The sequence below is a fragment of the Pseudomonas fulva NBRC 16637 = DSM 17717 genome (assembly GCF_000730565.1).
Classification (GTDB): domain Bacteria; phylum Pseudomonadota; class Gammaproteobacteria; order Pseudomonadales; family Pseudomonadaceae; genus Aquipseudomonas; species Aquipseudomonas fulva.
This window is the reverse complement of the sequence record NZ_BBIQ01000023.1, coordinates 14,701-29,364: the sequence shown is the minus strand read 5'-3', so window position 1 is coordinate 29,364 and position 14,664 is coordinate 14,701. Positions and strand designations below refer to the sequence as shown.

At 56.3% G+C, this 14,664-nt stretch carries 15 protein-coding genes and 1 pseudogene; 11 read left to right on the top strand and 5 right to left on the bottom strand.

Annotation, left to right across the window (positions count from 1 at the left end; all coding sequences use genetic code 11):
* Positions 1-362 precede the first annotated feature (362 nt).
* The gene (locus tag PFU01S_RS18890; RefSeq protein ID WP_027915525.1) at positions 363-1,385 is read right to left on the bottom strand and encodes a zinc-dependent alcohol dehydrogenase family protein; all 1,023 of its coding nucleotides are present in this window, start codon (positions 1,383-1,385) and stop codon (positions 363-365) included.
* Between the two features lie 204 nt (positions 1,386-1,589).
* Here PFU01S_RS18890 and PFU01S_RS18885 point away from each other — a divergent pair, with 204 nt between their 5' ends.
* From PFU01S_RS18885 to PFU01S_RS18850, 7 genes are all read left to right on the top strand, one after another.
* Positions 1,590-2,504, top strand: a complete 915-nt coding sequence (locus PFU01S_RS18885; RefSeq protein WP_028687719.1) for a LysR family transcriptional regulator — start codon at positions 1,590-1,592, stop codon at positions 2,502-2,504.
* A gap of 347 nt (positions 2,505-2,851) precedes the next feature.
* Positions 2,852-3,151, top strand: coding sequence for a His-Xaa-Ser system protein HxsD (gene hxsD / locus PFU01S_RS18880; RefSeq protein WP_028687718.1), 300 nt, complete (start codon positions 2,852-2,854; stop codon positions 3,149-3,151).
* Entirely contained in the window at positions 3,148-4,635 is a 1,488-nt protein-coding gene (gene hxsB, locus PFU01S_RS18875) for a His-Xaa-Ser system radical SAM maturase HxsB (protein ID WP_028687717.1), read from the top strand. Before hxsD ends, hxsB begins: the two co-directional genes overlap by 4 nt.
* Positions 4,635-5,870 (top strand): His-Xaa-Ser system radical SAM maturase HxsC, encoded by a 1,236-nt coding sequence (hxsC, locus tag PFU01S_RS18870; protein ID WP_027915522.1) that lies wholly within the window; start codon positions 4,635-4,637, stop codon positions 5,868-5,870. The genes hxsB and hxsC overlap by 1 nt, the downstream gene beginning before the upstream one ends.
* A complete protein-coding gene (hxsA, locus tag PFU01S_RS18865) occupies positions 5,867-6,475 on the top strand; it encodes a His-Xaa-Ser repeat protein HxsA (protein ID WP_027915521.1) in 609 nt (202 codons plus the stop codon). Before hxsC ends, hxsA begins: the two co-directional genes overlap by 4 nt.
* Positions 6,476-6,526: 51 nt before the next feature.
* Complete coding sequence (locus PFU01S_RS18860) at positions 6,527-6,940, top strand: hypothetical protein (RefSeq protein ID WP_027915520.1); 414 nt, start codon at positions 6,527-6,529, stop codon at positions 6,938-6,940.
* 475 nt (positions 6,941-7,415) lie between these two features.
* Positions 7,416-8,171, top strand: a complete 756-nt coding sequence (locus PFU01S_RS18850) for a hypothetical protein (protein WP_197571546.1) — start codon at positions 7,416-7,418, stop codon at positions 8,169-8,171.
* A gap of 185 nt (positions 8,172-8,356) precedes the next feature.
* Here PFU01S_RS18850 and PFU01S_RS22195 read toward each other — a convergent pair whose 3' ends face one another.
* The gene (locus PFU01S_RS22195) at positions 8,357-8,515 is read right to left on the bottom strand and encodes a hypothetical protein (protein ID WP_154665209.1); all 159 of its coding nucleotides are present in this window, start codon (positions 8,513-8,515) and stop codon (positions 8,357-8,359) included.
* A gap of 363 nt (positions 8,516-8,878) precedes the next feature.
* Between PFU01S_RS22195 and PFU01S_RS18845 the strand changes: the two genes are divergently transcribed.
* Positions 8,879-9,196, top strand: a complete 318-nt coding sequence (locus PFU01S_RS18845) for a type II toxin-antitoxin system PrlF family antitoxin (protein WP_028687716.1) — start codon at positions 8,879-8,881, stop codon at positions 9,194-9,196.
* Entirely contained in the window at positions 9,196-9,657 is a 462-nt protein-coding gene (locus PFU01S_RS18840; RefSeq protein WP_027915518.1) for a type II toxin-antitoxin system YhaV family toxin, read from the top strand. The genes PFU01S_RS18845 and PFU01S_RS18840 overlap by 1 nt, the downstream gene beginning before the upstream one ends.
* Positions 9,658-9,855: 198 nt before the next feature.
* On the opposite strand, the pseudogene PFU01S_RS18835 reads toward PFU01S_RS18840, so the two are convergent.
* A pseudogene (locus PFU01S_RS18835) lies at positions 9,856-10,284 on the bottom strand (IS5 family transposase); the annotation flags it as partial.
* Positions 10,285-10,819: 535 nt separating this feature from the next.
* On the opposite strand from PFU01S_RS18835, the gene PFU01S_RS18830 reads away from it, so the two are divergent.
* Positions 10,820-11,983 carry a DUF3472 domain-containing protein gene (locus PFU01S_RS18830; protein ID WP_027915517.1) on the top strand — a complete coding sequence of 388 codons (1,164 nt, stop codon included), beginning with the start codon at positions 10,820-10,822 and terminating at the stop codon, positions 11,981-11,983.
* A 149-nt stretch (positions 11,984-12,132) separates the two neighbouring features.
* Here PFU01S_RS18830 and PFU01S_RS21940 read toward each other — a convergent pair whose 3' ends face one another.
* Complete coding sequence (locus PFU01S_RS21940) at positions 12,133-12,477, bottom strand: SMP-30/gluconolactonase/LRE family protein (RefSeq protein WP_236167461.1); 345 nt, start codon at positions 12,475-12,477, stop codon at positions 12,133-12,135.
* Positions 12,474-13,319 (bottom strand): SDR family NAD(P)-dependent oxidoreductase, encoded by an 846-nt coding sequence (locus PFU01S_RS18820; RefSeq protein ID WP_028687714.1) that lies wholly within the window; start codon positions 13,317-13,319, stop codon positions 12,474-12,476. The genes PFU01S_RS21940 and PFU01S_RS18820 overlap by 4 nt, the downstream gene beginning before the upstream one ends.
* Positions 13,320-13,633: 314 nt before the next feature.
* Here PFU01S_RS18820 and PFU01S_RS18815 point away from each other — a divergent pair, with 314 nt between their 5' ends.
* A complete protein-coding gene (locus tag PFU01S_RS18815; RefSeq protein ID WP_028687713.1) occupies positions 13,634-14,572 on the top strand; it encodes a LysR family transcriptional regulator in 939 nt (312 codons plus the stop codon).
* Positions 14,573-14,664 lie beyond the last annotated feature (92 nt).

Genomic DNA, 14,664 nt, shown 5'->3' with positions numbered 1-14,664 from the left:
GAAGATACAGATCAGGGGAAAAAAAGTAGTCAGAGCTGTTGAAACGACAGCTTGACCTTGAAACTTGAAGACTTCAATCAAAGATAAGAGGCGAGATATTTCCCAAACTCCATAACACTGAAACTTTATGTAGTATCAGTCTTGGTGCGTTGTAGGAATTATCCTTTTATAAAATTCATGCACAGGATCGCCGGCCACTTGCCAAACCGAGTGAATGGCCAGGAACAGTCAGTCGCCGCCGGCCAGGACGCCGACGACAGCTGAACGTTGGGATAGATATCGGCGGGTCAAGCCCGATGCGGTCGGCGACGACCTGTGGACGCCCGCCTAATGAAGCGAGCCATCATTGCGCGCACAGCCTGTCAGGCAGGCATCAGGTCCAGCACCACGCGCCCACCGCAAGGGCACTGATCCATGTAGCGATGGGCGTCGACCACTTGCTCGAACGGGTACACCTTGATGATCTGCGGGGTGAGCAGCTTGTCGGCCGTGAACTGGTTGATATCGCGCAACGCCCTGTGCAAAGCCACTTGGTCCTGGCTGATGCCCAGTTCAGGCTTGCCCGTAAAATTGCCAATGCAGTGTACATAGAACTGAATGTTCTTCTGAAACGCAGCACAGGCCGGAAATGGGGTCTGGTTGCCGCCTTGCAGGCCATACAGCACAAGGCTGCCACGCGGGGCCAACACATCACCGAGCAACGACATCTGCGGCCCACCCAGGCCATCGAGCACCATGTCCACACCGCGACCCTCGGTGTACTTGCCTACCTGCATCACCAGGTCTTGCTCCTCGGTGACGATCACCTTGTCAGCGCCCAGGCCGAGCAGATAATCACGTTGCTCGCCATCCTTGGTCGCAGCAAACACCGTCAGGCCAAGCGCCTTGCCCAACTGCACGAACGCCGGTCCCGCGCAATGACTGGCATCGGTAACCAATGCCGTCTGCCCACTTTTTGCACGGGCCAGATCGACGTACGCGAAATAGGCGATCAGCAATGGCGTGTAATGCACGCTCGCTTCAATCGGTGTCAGCACCTCCGGATAGCGGGTGATGGCTGAACGGGGCAAGACGATAACGTCACCGTACACGGGGTGATCGTTGGCACTGGTGGCTGGGAAGCTCGCGACCCTGTCTCCGACCACGATGTCGTCGACCGCATCGCCCACCGCCGTCACCACGCCGGCCATTTCATGACCTATACCGGCTGGCAGCCGGGCACGGGAGGACGCCAGGTTCTGGCGCCAGAGCACGTCGTACCAGCTGACACCGATCGCCTCGACGCGGATCTGTACCTCACCGGCGGCAGGCATCGGCTCGGCCTGCTCCTCGCAACGGAGCACATCCGCAGCGCCGAACTTGTGGAACCGAATCATGCGGGACATCGCCTACCTCGCCTAGTGAAACATCAATTGCCACTGACTCTATCCGGGCTTTACGCATCGGACCAGCCGCGGTCATTAATAGTCGACATGCCTGTCATCGATTGGGCCCCGCATTTTCCCTGCTATTGGCCCCCTGGATGGGTGCAGATTACCAGCCTTTGGCCTTAATATTCACCCCTGCTCCTTTTCTGGCGAAGCGCCCCGATGAATCGAAACGACCTGCGTCGCGTAGACCTCAACCTGCTGATCGTGTTCGAAACGCTCATGCATGAGCGAAGCGTGACCCGTGCAGCGGAGAAGCTGTTCCTCGGCCAGCCCGCCATCAGCGCCGCCCTCTCGCGCCTGCGCAACCTGTTCGATGATCCGCTTTTCGTGCGCACTGGGCGCAGCATGGAGCCGTCCGCCCGCGCCAACGAAATCTTCGCCCTGCTTTCGCCCGCGCTGGATTCGATTTCCACGGCCGTCAGCCGAGCGGCCGAGTTCGACCCGGCCACCAGCAACGCCGTGTTTCGCATCGGCTTGTCGGACGATGCCGAATTCGGCCTGCTGCCGCAGTTGCTCAAGCGCGTACGCGCCGAGGCGCCAGGCATCGTGCTGGTGATACGACGCGTCAATTACCTGTTGATGCCCACCCTGCTGGCCTCCGGCGAAATCTCGGTTGGCGTCAGCTACACCAGCGAACTCCCGGCCAATGCCAAGCGCAAAGTGCTGCGCCGCAGCCTGCCAAAGCTGCTGCGTGCCGACAGCGTACCGGGCAGCATCAGCCTCGATGATTTCTGCGCACGGCCCCATGCCCTGGTGTCTTTCGCCGGGGACCTGTCGGGTTTTATCGACGAAGCCTTGCAGGCGCTCGGGCGCAAGCGCCACGTGGTCCTCGCCGTGCCGCAGTTCAATGGCCTGGGCAGCCTGCTGGCCGGCACCGACATTGTCGCCACCGTGCCTGACTACACGGCCGATGCCCTGACGGCGGCCGGTGGGTTGCGGGCTGAAGAGCTGCCACTGGACGTGCGCAGCTTTGAATTGCACATGGCCTGGCGTGGGGCGCAGGACAATGACCCGGCGGAGCGGTGGTTACGGTCTAGGATTCAGATGTTTTTTGGGGATCCTGAGAGTCTCTAGTCGCCGCCGGATAGGCTGTTCGGCTGATCATTCCTGCCTTTCCACAAACCATGGAGCTCTATGTACTTCCAGTGGATTGCTACATTGGTGGGCATATATGACGGCATGCTATGGATGGTTTGAAAAGGATGCCCCTAGCCTGAGGCCAAGCAGGTTATAGATGGCAATGGGTGGACTGAGGGAGATATGAACCCGCGACCCTACCCCGTCTCAATGACCGAGCCGTAGTGAGCTCACCACCCGCCACGCTGGACAAATGCGTGCAAATGTAAAAAATTATGATGGCATAATGCCTCGTCAACCGGCAAAATCCACACGCTCCCAACGGATTTGAAGGACCGGTTCCGATGACATGGTCAGTCACGCTAAAACTCGACAGTGCAGCCTACCCGCTCAGCGTTGTGCAACGCGCCGCTTATTCCCTGGCCGACACTGTCACGATCCAGGTCGGTATTGAAGCCAATCAGATAAGCCTCACGGCCCACCCCGCTGAAGCAAGGCTAACGCTTTCCCCGGAGCAAGCTCACTCACTGATCCTTCAGCATCTGAACGACTTCGCCCTACGCGACCATATCAACCGCGAAACAGTAGGGTTGCGCGAAGTCCTGGCCCGAGCCGCGCTCGCTGGATGTGGTATTTCACAGTGACACTGATTGCGACAGACGCCAAGCACTACCGCTTGCTGCCTTTTCGATTCATGCGCATGAACACGGGAAATGAGCGTGACATCCTGCTCACCTCCGATACCGGTGAGTACATGCACGTGAACGACGCGCAATTACGAGCCCTCAGTTACTTCGACCTTCAAGCAAGTACGCCTTTTTACAAGGACCTGCTGGCCCGCCACTTCATCTACGAACCAGGCCGCCACGATCCGTTCCCGGAAATGGCCGCGCAATATCGGAGCCGAAAGGACTTCCTCTTCCAGGGCCCTGCACTGCACTTGTTCGTGGTTACATTGCGCTGCAACCACACCTGCCAGTACTGCCAGGTATCGAGGGCCCCTCTGGGAGGATCCGGCCACGATCTATCGGAAGCAGATGCACAGGCGGCGGTCGATCGCCTGTTCGAATCGAACGTTCCCGCCTTGACTGTGGAGTTTCAGGGTGGCGAGCCGCTACTGGCCTTCGAGCGCGTCCGCCAGATTGTCGAATGGGTCGTTGAACGGAACGTGGTCGAACAAAGGGATATCCAGTTCGTCATCACCACCACGCTGCACCACCTGACGGAGGAAATACTCGACTTCGCAGAACAAAATCGCATCCAGTTTTCGACTTCGCTCGATGGGCCGGCGCCCTTACACAATGCCAACCGCCCTACCCCGTCACGAGACTCCTACGAACGCACTGTAAAAGGTATCCAGTGGGTCCGTGAGCGCCTTGGCCATGATGCAGTTTCCGCGCTGACCACGCTAACCTCAAGAAGCCTCGAACAACCTGAAGCGATCATCGATGAGTATGTAAGCCAGGGCTTCTCCAGCATTTCGCTTCGGCCTCTGAGCCCTTATGGGTTTGCCACCAAGAGTGCCCATCGACTTGATTACCCTATTGAGCGATACCTGGCCTTCTACAAGAAGGCACTGGCCTATTTGCTGCATATCAACCAACAGGGCGTATATATCTCAGAGAGTTATACAAGCCTGCTGCTGAAAAATATCCTGACACCCTTCTCCTCCGGCTACGTAGACCTGCGGTCCCCTGCTGGCGCTGGCACTGCGGCGCTGGTTTATAATTATGACGGTTACGTCTATCCCTCGGACGAAGCCCGAATGCTGCTGGAAATGGGTGAAGACGGCTTGAGGCTCGGCACCGTGCAGCAACCTTTGTCAGCATTGCTCGCATCGCCAGTTATGAATGCGTTGCTCGCCAGTGGAATAGCAGAGGCGCTGCCGGGCTGCTCCGACTGCGCGCTTGTCCCGTACTGTGGTGCTGACCCCATCGAACACTATGCTCGCCACGCTGACCCGATCGGACATCGAGCGTTCAGCAGCTTCTGCAAGAAGAACATGGGTCTTCTGAAGCATCTTTTCGGCCTGCTTCGCGATGGCGACGACAACGTGCAGAGGGTGCTGCTGTCCTGGTTGAACAGGCGCTCTTACAGCGATGTCCGGATCCCGGGTTACAGGGGCTGATTGCGATGCTGCGCAAAGATACCCACTTCGAAATCCATCACCTGAATGAGCCGAAACTGCTCAAGGTCATCACGCTGGATGAGTTCATCGAACACGGCCTGGCTGCTTGCGCCGGAACTGCCGCGTTCGATGACCTGCTGCTTTGGCTGCCAAACGAAGAACGGCTACGCAGCCCGCATCTGCTCTCGCTGCCAGTAGGTGGGTTCCTGATCCCGGAGCCATTGATCGGCGACTTCGACAGCGCGCGGCCATACCTGCACACTCCCAAGGATGCGGATGTCGTGCAGCCCGGCGATGTCATTGCCATCACTCCAGGCAACACGTTGGTGCGAGTGCTCTATCGACGAGGCTCGGACAGCAACCTGCTGTTCATGACCGATCGTTGCAACAGCCTCTGTCTGATGTGCTCGCAGCCGCCCAAGGATATCGATGACCGTTGGCACATTGAAGAAAACCTACGGCTGATCGACCTGATGGATCCGGGCGAGGAAAATCTAGGTATCAGCGGCGGAGAACCAACACTTTATCGCGATGGCCTGCTGGAAATCCTGGCCAAGTGCAAAGCTGTTTTGCCGCAGAAATCCATTCATGTGCTCAGCAACGGGCGCCTGTTCCGAGACCCAAGCTGGATCGCAGCGCTCTCTGCAATCGGTCACCCTCAGTTGAGCTGGGGCATCCCCCTGTACGCCGACAATGCCGAAGACCATGACCATGTGGTGCAGGCCCCAGGCGCGTTCAGCGAAACCCTGCAAGGTCTTTATAACCTGTCGCGGGCCAACCAGATCATCGAAATTCGCGTGGTGCTCAATCGCCTGACCACACCACGCTTGCCAGAGCTCGCCCACTATGTATTCAGAAACCTGCCCTTCGTGCGGCATGTTGCGCTGATGGGCATCGAAAGTACCGGCCTGGCGAGGAAGAACTATGAAGAACTGTGGATTGACCCGCTGGACTATCAAGGGTCGTTGACCCAGACCGTGTATTTCCTGTCCAACCGTGGCGTGCCGGTTTCGATCTACAACTTGCCCCTGTGCCTGATCCCGTCCCACCTCTCGCGCTTCGCCCGCCAGAGCATCTCGGACTGGAAAAACCTGTTCATCGAAACCTGCCAGCAATGCGCTGCCGTCAAACATTGCTCTGGCTTTTTCAAATCCCATACCGACCGTTGGCAGAGCCGCGGCGTACAACCACTATCGACCGAGGCCTTCAGTGCCTATGCAAGGAGTGCACAGTGAAATTGCTCGAACGCTGGAAAGTCCTGATCAGTGGGATCAGCCTGCTGCCAATGGCAGGTACTACCCTGGCACAGCCGGGACATCTGTCACTGGCCGATGCGAACTGGCAACCCAATGACAAGCTTCAGCCCCCGGTATTTACCGATACGCTCAATGCGCCAGATGCCGTCAACATCTATGCAGCACATCGCTCACACAGTTCACACCGGTCCCACAGTTCGCACAGTTCTCACTACAGCGGCTCGGGTGGCTATAGCGCACCTCGCTACTACAGCCCACCTGCTACCAGTACCCGAAGCTACAGCGCGCCGAGTGCTTCGAGCAGCACCTCAAGCAGCAACAGCCTTTATCAGTCGTCTGGCACTACCAGCGGGACAAGTTCGAGCACTTCAAAGAGCCGCGCGACCAATGAGCAAAAAAGCAACCTGGTCACCCGTGTGCAGACCGCGCTGATGGTGCGCCAGTATTACCAAGGCACCATTGATGGGGTGATGGGCAAGGCGACACGAGGTGCGTTGATGGCCTTTCAGATGGACAGTGGGCTGACCGTGAATGGCCGGATGGATACGCCATCGCTGAATGCGTTGGGTATCAAGATTCCATAAATCGCTTCAGGTTAAAGCTAGCGTCCGTTCAGTAACGAAAGAAATTATCCCATGCAGCACATCATTCAAATCGACAACACTCTCTGGGCATTGATCAGCCGCCTGCAAGGCAAGGAACTGCAAACACCGTCGCGTAGCGCCCGTTTCCGAATCACGACCGTTGATGCAAATCGCGTTGTGATTGAAACCGGGTCGGAAGACTCGCAGTTGGCGCTGACTCGAGCAGCTTTCCAGCAAACGTTGGACTACCTAGCCGGTAACAATCATTTCGGCCAAGCACAAGCTGTGGAAATCAGCTCTCACCATACCTACGAAAAAGCAGGCCCACTTTGCCAGGCGGCTCGTTACAGAGCAGAAGGCAAGCCGGGGCGTACCAACATCACCTACATTCTGCCGATTCTGGAGCAGTGCCAGGCAGTCGGCATCCGGTCCACCACCCCAAACAGTACTTGGCAGCTGCCCTGAACAGCTCCTGATATCTTTACAAGGACGCCAACATGTACGCCAAAATGGACACCTTTCGCCCCGGCAGTGCCGCGTGTTTGATCAACCCTGCAAGGTGACGATCGACATCGAGTTTATCACCGTCTCCTATGACGACGGGGCAGACCTGGCAATACCGAGGCCAGGCAAAAGGCCTGGGGCATTACGAACTGCAAGCAGAAGGTTTCGACGGCAGAGCAACGCTGTACCGCTTCGAAGGCTCGAATGTACTGGAAGGCACTTGGGTCGAAGACGGCGTACGCGGGATGTGGCGGATTGTCTGCCAGCCGATTGATTCGTCATTCGTGCCTACATAAATAAGCTGAACTCGTGGGAGTTTGATGGGGCGCCACGAGGTCATCCACCTCAAATGGCAGAACAAAACGTACATCAAGGCGGCCAAGCATTGCTATCCGCATGGATTTGGAAGCACTGAAAAGAAGTTCAAGGATGAAAAATGATAGCTCTGAAAGCAAAACTGCTCGCCAAATTCCAACAATATTCCGTATCCCAACGGTTCTATCTCGCCTCGGTAGTTACGTACCTCATCACGATTGCAGCTTCTCAATATACGGGCATATCCGCGCTTACCATCGGGACGACGGTCGCGGCTGCATTGATAATTTGCGGATTCATTGCCTGGTGCATCCCTTTCGCCCGCTGGCTCCATACAGCATGGGAGAAGCCATTCGCCAAAACGCCCATCATCATTATGCATCTGCTTGCACTGCTGATATCCACAGCATGCGCGCGTTTCACGGTTGCCGAGACGTTAGGGCTGCCTCCTCAAAGTCTTGATCTGACAGTCGGCTTTCTCGCGTTGCTATTTTACATTCCATCGTGGCTGCTTGTGGTGGCAATACTCCTTGGTCTGACAGCAATACTGATCATGGTCATCGCGATGATCAGCCTGCCATTCGAAGCAGCCTGGCAACACATGACCCGCTTGGCCGCGCTCCTCAGCTTTCAGGCTAAGCTCAAGCAATCGCGCAGTATGATCATGTTCCATGGTGCAGGGGCTCTTATCATTAGCGTGCTATTTGCGATGAGCTACGACTATCTTACCGACAACTTCAGCCCGGCCTTCAAGGCCGTGACCAAAGTCATTGCACTACGAAGTGATTTCCACAAAGCCCCAAACTATCCCGACGTGCGGACTGGAGAATATGTGCATCCGTTGGAGAATGGCTTTATTGCTTACGCCCGCGAATAAGAAGACAAAAGTGTCATCATTGGCGTTCGTTTACAGCCTACTGAGAATTACGATGTCGTGGTGTCGACTATTCCCCCTCTCAAGGTTGCAATGACAACCATGGCAGAACACGTCAAGCAATCCCCTGCCCTGATTTGGCTGCTCAGCAGCGCTGCTTCAGAGACTGAGTCTGACTCGATACTGCGTTAAACCTGGTTGGCCACGAGCAAAATACAGGCGAGCACCTTGAGAAACGTACTACTGGCGGGTACTTTGAGCATGGCTAACAAAATCACCAGCAATACAAAGGCCACCAGAGCGAGTGGATTACTCACATAGGGCGCCAATGCGTTTACATCTGTCATGTCCAATAAGATCCTCTTTTGAGAAAGAACAGTGTTGCCGATCTCGAGTGACCTGTTTGTTAGTAAGCCATGCGAGTCGTTCGAGAATTTGCAGAGAACGCCTTTTCTAGAATTTGGCAGCAAACCTCGAGGTGCCAAGCGCCGAAAAGCGACCACGCTCACACTACAGAATTGACGCCGCGAGTAGGCCAAGCCTACGCACTGAAGTCAATACGCCATCCTGGCATGTCGCCGCCGAGGTGGAAAGGCAGACGTAGCCCTTCTTCTGATCAGTGTCAGCATCTCGCTCCTTGGCCAGAAACCAAGATTGACCACGTAAGGATTATTCCTTACCATTCGCTTAGTATATCTGGGAGAACACTCATGCCTGCCATCCACGAAATCGCCACGTTGACCTCGAAGGGACAGGTCACACTGCCCAAATCCGTTCGCCAGCTTTTGGGCATTGACACTGGTGGCAAGATTGCATTCGACGTGCGCGGGGGTGAAATCGTGGTCAGCCGCGTAGAAACCACCCACGAAGACCCTGCCATCGGTGCGTTCCTGGGTTTGCTGGAGGCTGATATCCGAGGCGGCCGCAACCTCACTACCCTGCCGGAAGACTTGGCGCAAACCATGCTCGCCAACGCAAACCACCCTGTAAACCTGGACGAAGATATCGATGGTGAGGTCGCGATCTGATGGTGCGACATGGCTGGACACTGTTGTTCCATGAAGGTGTGACTTTACAGCTACGCAAATTGCAAGAAGCCGCCGCCCGGGCCGAGCAAAACGACCCGCAAGGTTTTGAGAGCAATGCCAACGTCAAGCTGTTTCGGGCATTGAGCCATCTGATCATGGAGGCTGTGCCTGCCGACCCGGGCCGTGATGAGTTCCGCCAAGGCAACACGCTGGGCACCGCCTACCGACATTGGCGGCGGGCAAAGATCGGTAGGCGCTTTCGGCTGTTCTTTCGCTACGACTCAAGATCCAAGGTCATCGTCTATGCATGGGTCAACGACGAAAATACCCTCCGGTCTGCAGGCAGCAAATCCGATCCCTACGCTGTATTCGAGAAGATGCTTAGCCGCGGCAACCCTCCTGATGACTGGGATGCGCTGACTGCTGCGACGCGTAGCGACTGGGACGAGCCCAAAGCGTAGGCGGCACGCTTTGGCGAGTGATAGCACGTTCAACACCGCGCCTCAGTGCGTCCACTATCGTCCACTCGGAACCACTGCAAAAAGGGGTACTTCTGGGGGTACAAATTGAATTTCTTACTCGTAACTTGGTGATTAGCATGATTGCCCAAATGTTTTTTGGGGATCCTGAGAGTCTTGAGGCATCTTCTGGCAGGCTGGTGCGTCGCAGAGCATGTGGATTCTGGTTGTCAGGCCACCACGACTGCGGCCTAGAGCGTGATCGGCAGGTTCGTCAGCCCCCTTATTTCCCGGCGCCAGATGAGGCTCGGTTGCGCGTACTGCGGTTGACTCGATCCTCCAGGTTTGCAGATCGATCAAGCCCAGCTCATTCAATCCCAGGTGCAGACGTTTGAGCATCTGCTCGAAAGTCCCTTGGTTTCGCCAGTCCCGAAACCGTTGATACACCATTGACCATGGACCGAAGCGCTCAGGCATATCTCGCCATGCAGCCCCTGAGCAGAGTACCCAGAGGACGCCATCGAGCATCAGTGGGTCGCTCAATCGCGGCCGGCCCCGGCCATGGGTTTCGATGAAGAGATCGGAGACCACATCCCAGGCCTCGTCCGCGAGTTCGTAGCGCCTTGCCAGCACAGGGTTCCCTTCCGTTGATGGCGTGTGACTCTACAAAATCTCAGCGCTGAAGGGGCAACGATTAGGTTTCTCGTGATTTCGCAGAGAGCCTAGGCTCCGTGTGAACAGTCTTGAGACGAAGCTCAGGCAAGGCGAAACAGCCGAGGAACGGTTGGAGTCGGGCTCGACTTAACGGGTTGTAAATGAGCAATCCGACCGGGCTGGCGCACTAGGCTGTTTTCGACGCAGCATCACCGAGTATCAAGGCTTTTCACACAGGGCCTAAGGTCTGGGCACCAACCGGCATTGAGTACCACCAATAGACCGGAGACTTCCCTGATGCATTAGGTTATGCAGCACAGACGTCGCGCCCCTCATAACAGCGGCTTCTTCTTACTGCCCTGCTGGCCCCGGTCGACCTAGCTCAGGAGGTCGCGGTTGTACCGTGTTGCAAGATGAAGACCTGTCAAAACTGCCAGTTGTGGGCACAAGGGATCCGAATAGCATGACTTTCATCGCACTATCGCGACGTTTACATAACGAGGAATACTCAATGGATACCCGTCAAGCACAGTCCATGACCGCAATATTGCGAGATGAACACGCTGACCTGCCCGAGCCTGCCAACGACGTACCAGCGTGGGGACCTTACATCACCGCCCACTTCAACCCGCGCAAAGGGGTTGAACTGTTCTATGCCGAGATACATGTGCCGCAGGCCGGGGCCCAGCGCTACATCTACTGGAGCCTGATGAATCCAAACTATGGAAAGAACCCCAGTTATGCTGGAATACAGATGAGCCTAGTGCCGGGTAACGATGTTTACGGAAACAACATCTGCTCCATCTGGGACTCCGATGATTTGCCCGAGGACACCTTGCCCGAGGCAACACTTATCAGCGGTAGACCTGGTATATACTGGGATCACTTCGGCAATGAAGGAACTGGTTTGCACACCAGTAATCAGAATGCATGGAAACCCGGTGAGCGCTATGCCATGGTCATACGCCGCTGGACACGCAAAGGTGATGACAAGTACACCTACACGTCGATGTTCATGTATTCGTTCACGGCCAAGACATGGACGCATTGGATGTCTGCACGGATTGCAGGGCGCGCGCTGATGCTTGAGGGTAATCCCGCCGGCTTCGTAGAGCGCTATGGAGGCAATGCACAGCACTACTACGGGCATTTTGGCAACTACTTCATCATGGTCGAGGGTGGCGAGTGGCAGTCACCCCACAAGTACACCGTCGGGGCCGGCAAAGCACCATGGCGAGCCTCCTTGGTCAATGGTCACTCCGGACAAGACGTCAAAGTCCAAGTTGGGCAAACGCCCGAACGAGATCAAGAAATCACATTGAGGCCAGCGCAGCAAAACCGGCCCACCACCATCACGCCGCCGATCATTGAGTCATTCACCGTGACCTACCATGTGCGTGCGCAAACAATTGAATGGGCGTGGACCATCAAAGACAGTTCGCCTCCTCCCATCAGGACCTTGCTCTCCATTTCACGTGATGAAGTATACGGACAGGACGTCTATCTCCATGAAATCAACGGACCCAGTGGCCGCAAGGCTATCACCAATGACCTGCTGCTCAGGGAGAACGATTACAAAGGAACGTACAGGTACTTCGCACGTATCGAGTACTTCGACATCTTTGAGCAGAAATCCAATAATGGGTACGTTCAGGTAGTATTTGATTACGCCTAACCTGAATGGCGACGCACATAGGCGGCCCATCTGCTCAACCCGACACCGGCGGTGGCTCTGATTGTGGACACTAGGCTTTGTATCAAGCGCCTTGATACTCGGTGAGGCTACGTTGAAAACAGTCTGGAGCGGCCGCACGGTCGGAAGGCTCATTTGCAACCCGTAAAGTCGAGCGCGACTTCGGCCGTCCTTCGGCTGTTTTCGCTTTGCCTGACCTTTGTCTCAAGACTTTTCACACAAAGCCTAGGATGGCAACGCCAAGCATGCTGGGAGACAATCAGGTTGCCCTTTTCAGTCAAAGCCAGGGCGCCAATGCGCGCAGGCGATTCATACAGTCGCGTCAGTTGCCCATGCAGGTCCAGCGCATTGATCTGGCCGCCACTGATGTCGACGAAGCGCAGGCACTGATGAGCTTCATCCCAGACCGGGCTTTCCTCCAGATCGGCCTGGCACGGTAAGAAGCGTTTGAGGTTTTCCTGAGGAGGCCTATTCATCGCTCCTTAATGTGGTCCCACCGCTGGGCAACTTGTTCGGCGCTAGTGGCCTTCACGCGGGCCAGATCGACCGGGTAATCGACATTTGGGTTTTCCACAAACCGCGTGGCCGTAAATTGGCCATTGCTGGCACGCAGGACATAACCTGTGTCCTGGCACTTCGGCGACGCCAGGAACACCACGCCGGGCGTCACCCATTCAGGCTTGAGATTCTCCGGTTCACCCGTCACGCCCCACATACGGGTCTTGGCCACTGGAGATACAGCATTGACGAGAATGCCGGCTTCGGTGCCTTCCATGCTCAGCGCATTCATGATGCCCAGTTGTGCCATCTTGCCGGCGGCATACGCCACCAGGCCCGGTTGGGCATATTGCTGGTACATCGCGCGGTCGGATGAGGTCAGCACGACCCGTGCGGCAGCAGACTGTTTGAGGTGTTTCCATGCATGTTTGCATAACCACACGGGGGTATAGATATTGATATCCACGGCGCGGCCAATGAATGTCGCATCAGCGTCTTCAATCGCTTGATAACCGACCCAACCGGCGTTATGAATCACGATATCGAGTTGACCAAATGCCTCGATGGCCATTGCCACCAGTTGCTCGCAACCCTGCTCACCGGACAAGTCCCCATGATGCCCCAACACGTTGAAACCTTTGCCCCGGAGCGCTTTCGCAGCCTCCATGGCAATGGAGCCATCGCCCCCGGCGCCCAGCTTATCTGCGCCGATATCACTAATTACCACATTGGCGCCCAGTGTCGCCAAAGCGTGCGCATAACTGAAACCGAGTCCTCGGCCAGCACCCGTTACAAGGGCGGTCTTTCCTGTAAAGTTCATGGTCTGTTTCCGCTTGAGTACCGCCCTACCTTAACAATGAATGTTCACGTTGTTTAATACTAACGGCAGCGCAGGTTGATACCTGGTGCCTATCAAGTTGCTGGTAAATCCGAATAATTTCTTGATGATTACTCTTCTGAGGCCCTTTCGTAAGCCACGCCACCGAACTCGGACCTGTTCGAGACCGCTTGCGGGTATTGGATCCAATGATTAACTTAGCTCTACTTTTTTTTAGTATTTAGTCGGGGGCCTGTTAACCGGTAACCTTGCCGCACCCCCGTCCTCAGATCAATTCAGATGAAGGAACAGAAGAAATGATCGAAACCCGCCTGCTGCGCCAATTCATCGCCGTGGCTGAAGAGCTGCACTTTCACAAGGCCGCTATTCGCCTGCACATGGCCCAGCCCCCGTTGAGCCAAGCCATCCATCGGCTGGAAGACAAACTGGGGTTCAGTCTGTTCACGCGCAATAAGCGCGGGGTCAAACTGACCCCCGCCGGCAGTGCATTCCTGAGTGCGGCCTACAGCACGTTGAAGGCGCTTGAGCTGGGCATCGAACACGCACGCCAGGTGTCCGAGGGCATTGCTGGCAAACTCACGGTAACGGCGGTGTCCATCGCCTATTACGAGTCACTGCTCAGTACCCTGCGCCAGTTCCGCGAGACTTACCCCAAAGTCCAGCTGATCATCAAGGAGATGTCCTCGTCTAGCCAAGCCAAGGCCATTTTGTCGGGAGAAGCGGACATTGCCTTCATGCGCAAATTGCCGATCTCGGCGGAAAACGTCGAGTCGCGCCTGTTACTGGACGAAGAGATCGTGATGGCCCTGCCCGCCCATCACCCGAAGGCAAAGGAAGGTCAGATCGACTTGAGGGACTTCGCCGGGGAAGACTTCGTCTTCACCCCCGAAGCGCTGGGCACCGGCTATCACAGCCAGCTGACCGCCTTGTGTGAAGCCGCCGGTTTTTACCCCAAGGTGGTGCAGGAGGCCGCGCAGATCCATACCTTGATAGGCTTGGTGGCCTGCGGTTTCGGCGTTGCTTTGGTGCCTGAGTCGATTGCCAACTCGATCATGCGCGACAGGGTCGTGTTCCGCCGTATCCACCCCGTGACCGCCTCCCCCAACCCGGCCATCGGCCTGTACATGAGCTGGAGCACCCACAACGAATCACCGTTGATGGACAGCTTCATTTCCATGTTCGACCTCGATGTCGCTCCCCAGGTCGAGGGGATGCTGGCCGCTCGTGTCAGTTAGAACGCCAGCTGGTAGAACGCCAGCTGGGAATCCTGGAGCCATGCGGCAAGGACCAAGGTGATTGATGCCCATGCTTAGGCCGCACGCCGATA

Coding starts and splice junctions, on each gene's coding strand:
- PFU01S_RS18840 (WP_027915518.1), top strand. CDS start 9,196: ATGGTGCGACATGGCTGGACACTGTTGTTCCATGAAGGTGTGACTTTA.
- PFU01S_RS18860 (WP_027915520.1), top strand. CDS start 6,527: ATGCAGCACATCATTCAAATCGACAACACTCTCTGGGCATTGATCAGC.
- PFU01S_RS18830 (WP_027915517.1), top strand. CDS start 10,820: ATGGATACCCGTCAAGCACAGTCCATGACCGCAATATTGCGAGATGAA.
- PFU01S_RS22195 (WP_154665209.1), bottom strand. CDS start 8,515: ATGACAGATGTAAACGCATTGGCGCCCTATGTGAGTAATCCACTCGCT.
- PFU01S_RS21940 (WP_236167461.1), bottom strand. CDS start 12,477: ATGAATAGGCCTCCTCAGGAAAACCTCAAACGCTTCTTACCGTGCCAG.
- PFU01S_RS18815 (WP_028687713.1), top strand. CDS start 13,634: ATGATCGAAACCCGCCTGCTGCGCCAATTCATCGCCGTGGCTGAAGAG.
- PFU01S_RS18850 (WP_197571546.1), top strand. CDS start 7,416: ATGATAGCTCTGAAAGCAAAACTGCTCGCCAAATTCCAACAATATTCC.
- hxsD (WP_028687718.1), top strand. CDS start 2,852: ATGACATGGTCAGTCACGCTAAAACTCGACAGTGCAGCCTACCCGCTC.
- PFU01S_RS18845 (WP_028687716.1), top strand. CDS start 8,879: ATGCCTGCCATCCACGAAATCGCCACGTTGACCTCGAAGGGACAGGTC.
- PFU01S_RS18885 (WP_028687719.1), top strand. CDS start 1,590: ATGAATCGAAACGACCTGCGTCGCGTAGACCTCAACCTGCTGATCGTG.
- PFU01S_RS18890 (WP_027915525.1), bottom strand. CDS start 1,385: ATGTCCCGCATGATTCGGTTCCACAAGTTCGGCGCTGCGGATGTGCTC.
- PFU01S_RS18820 (WP_028687714.1), bottom strand. CDS start 13,319: ATGAACTTTACAGGAAAGACCGCCCTTGTAACGGGTGCTGGCCGAGGA.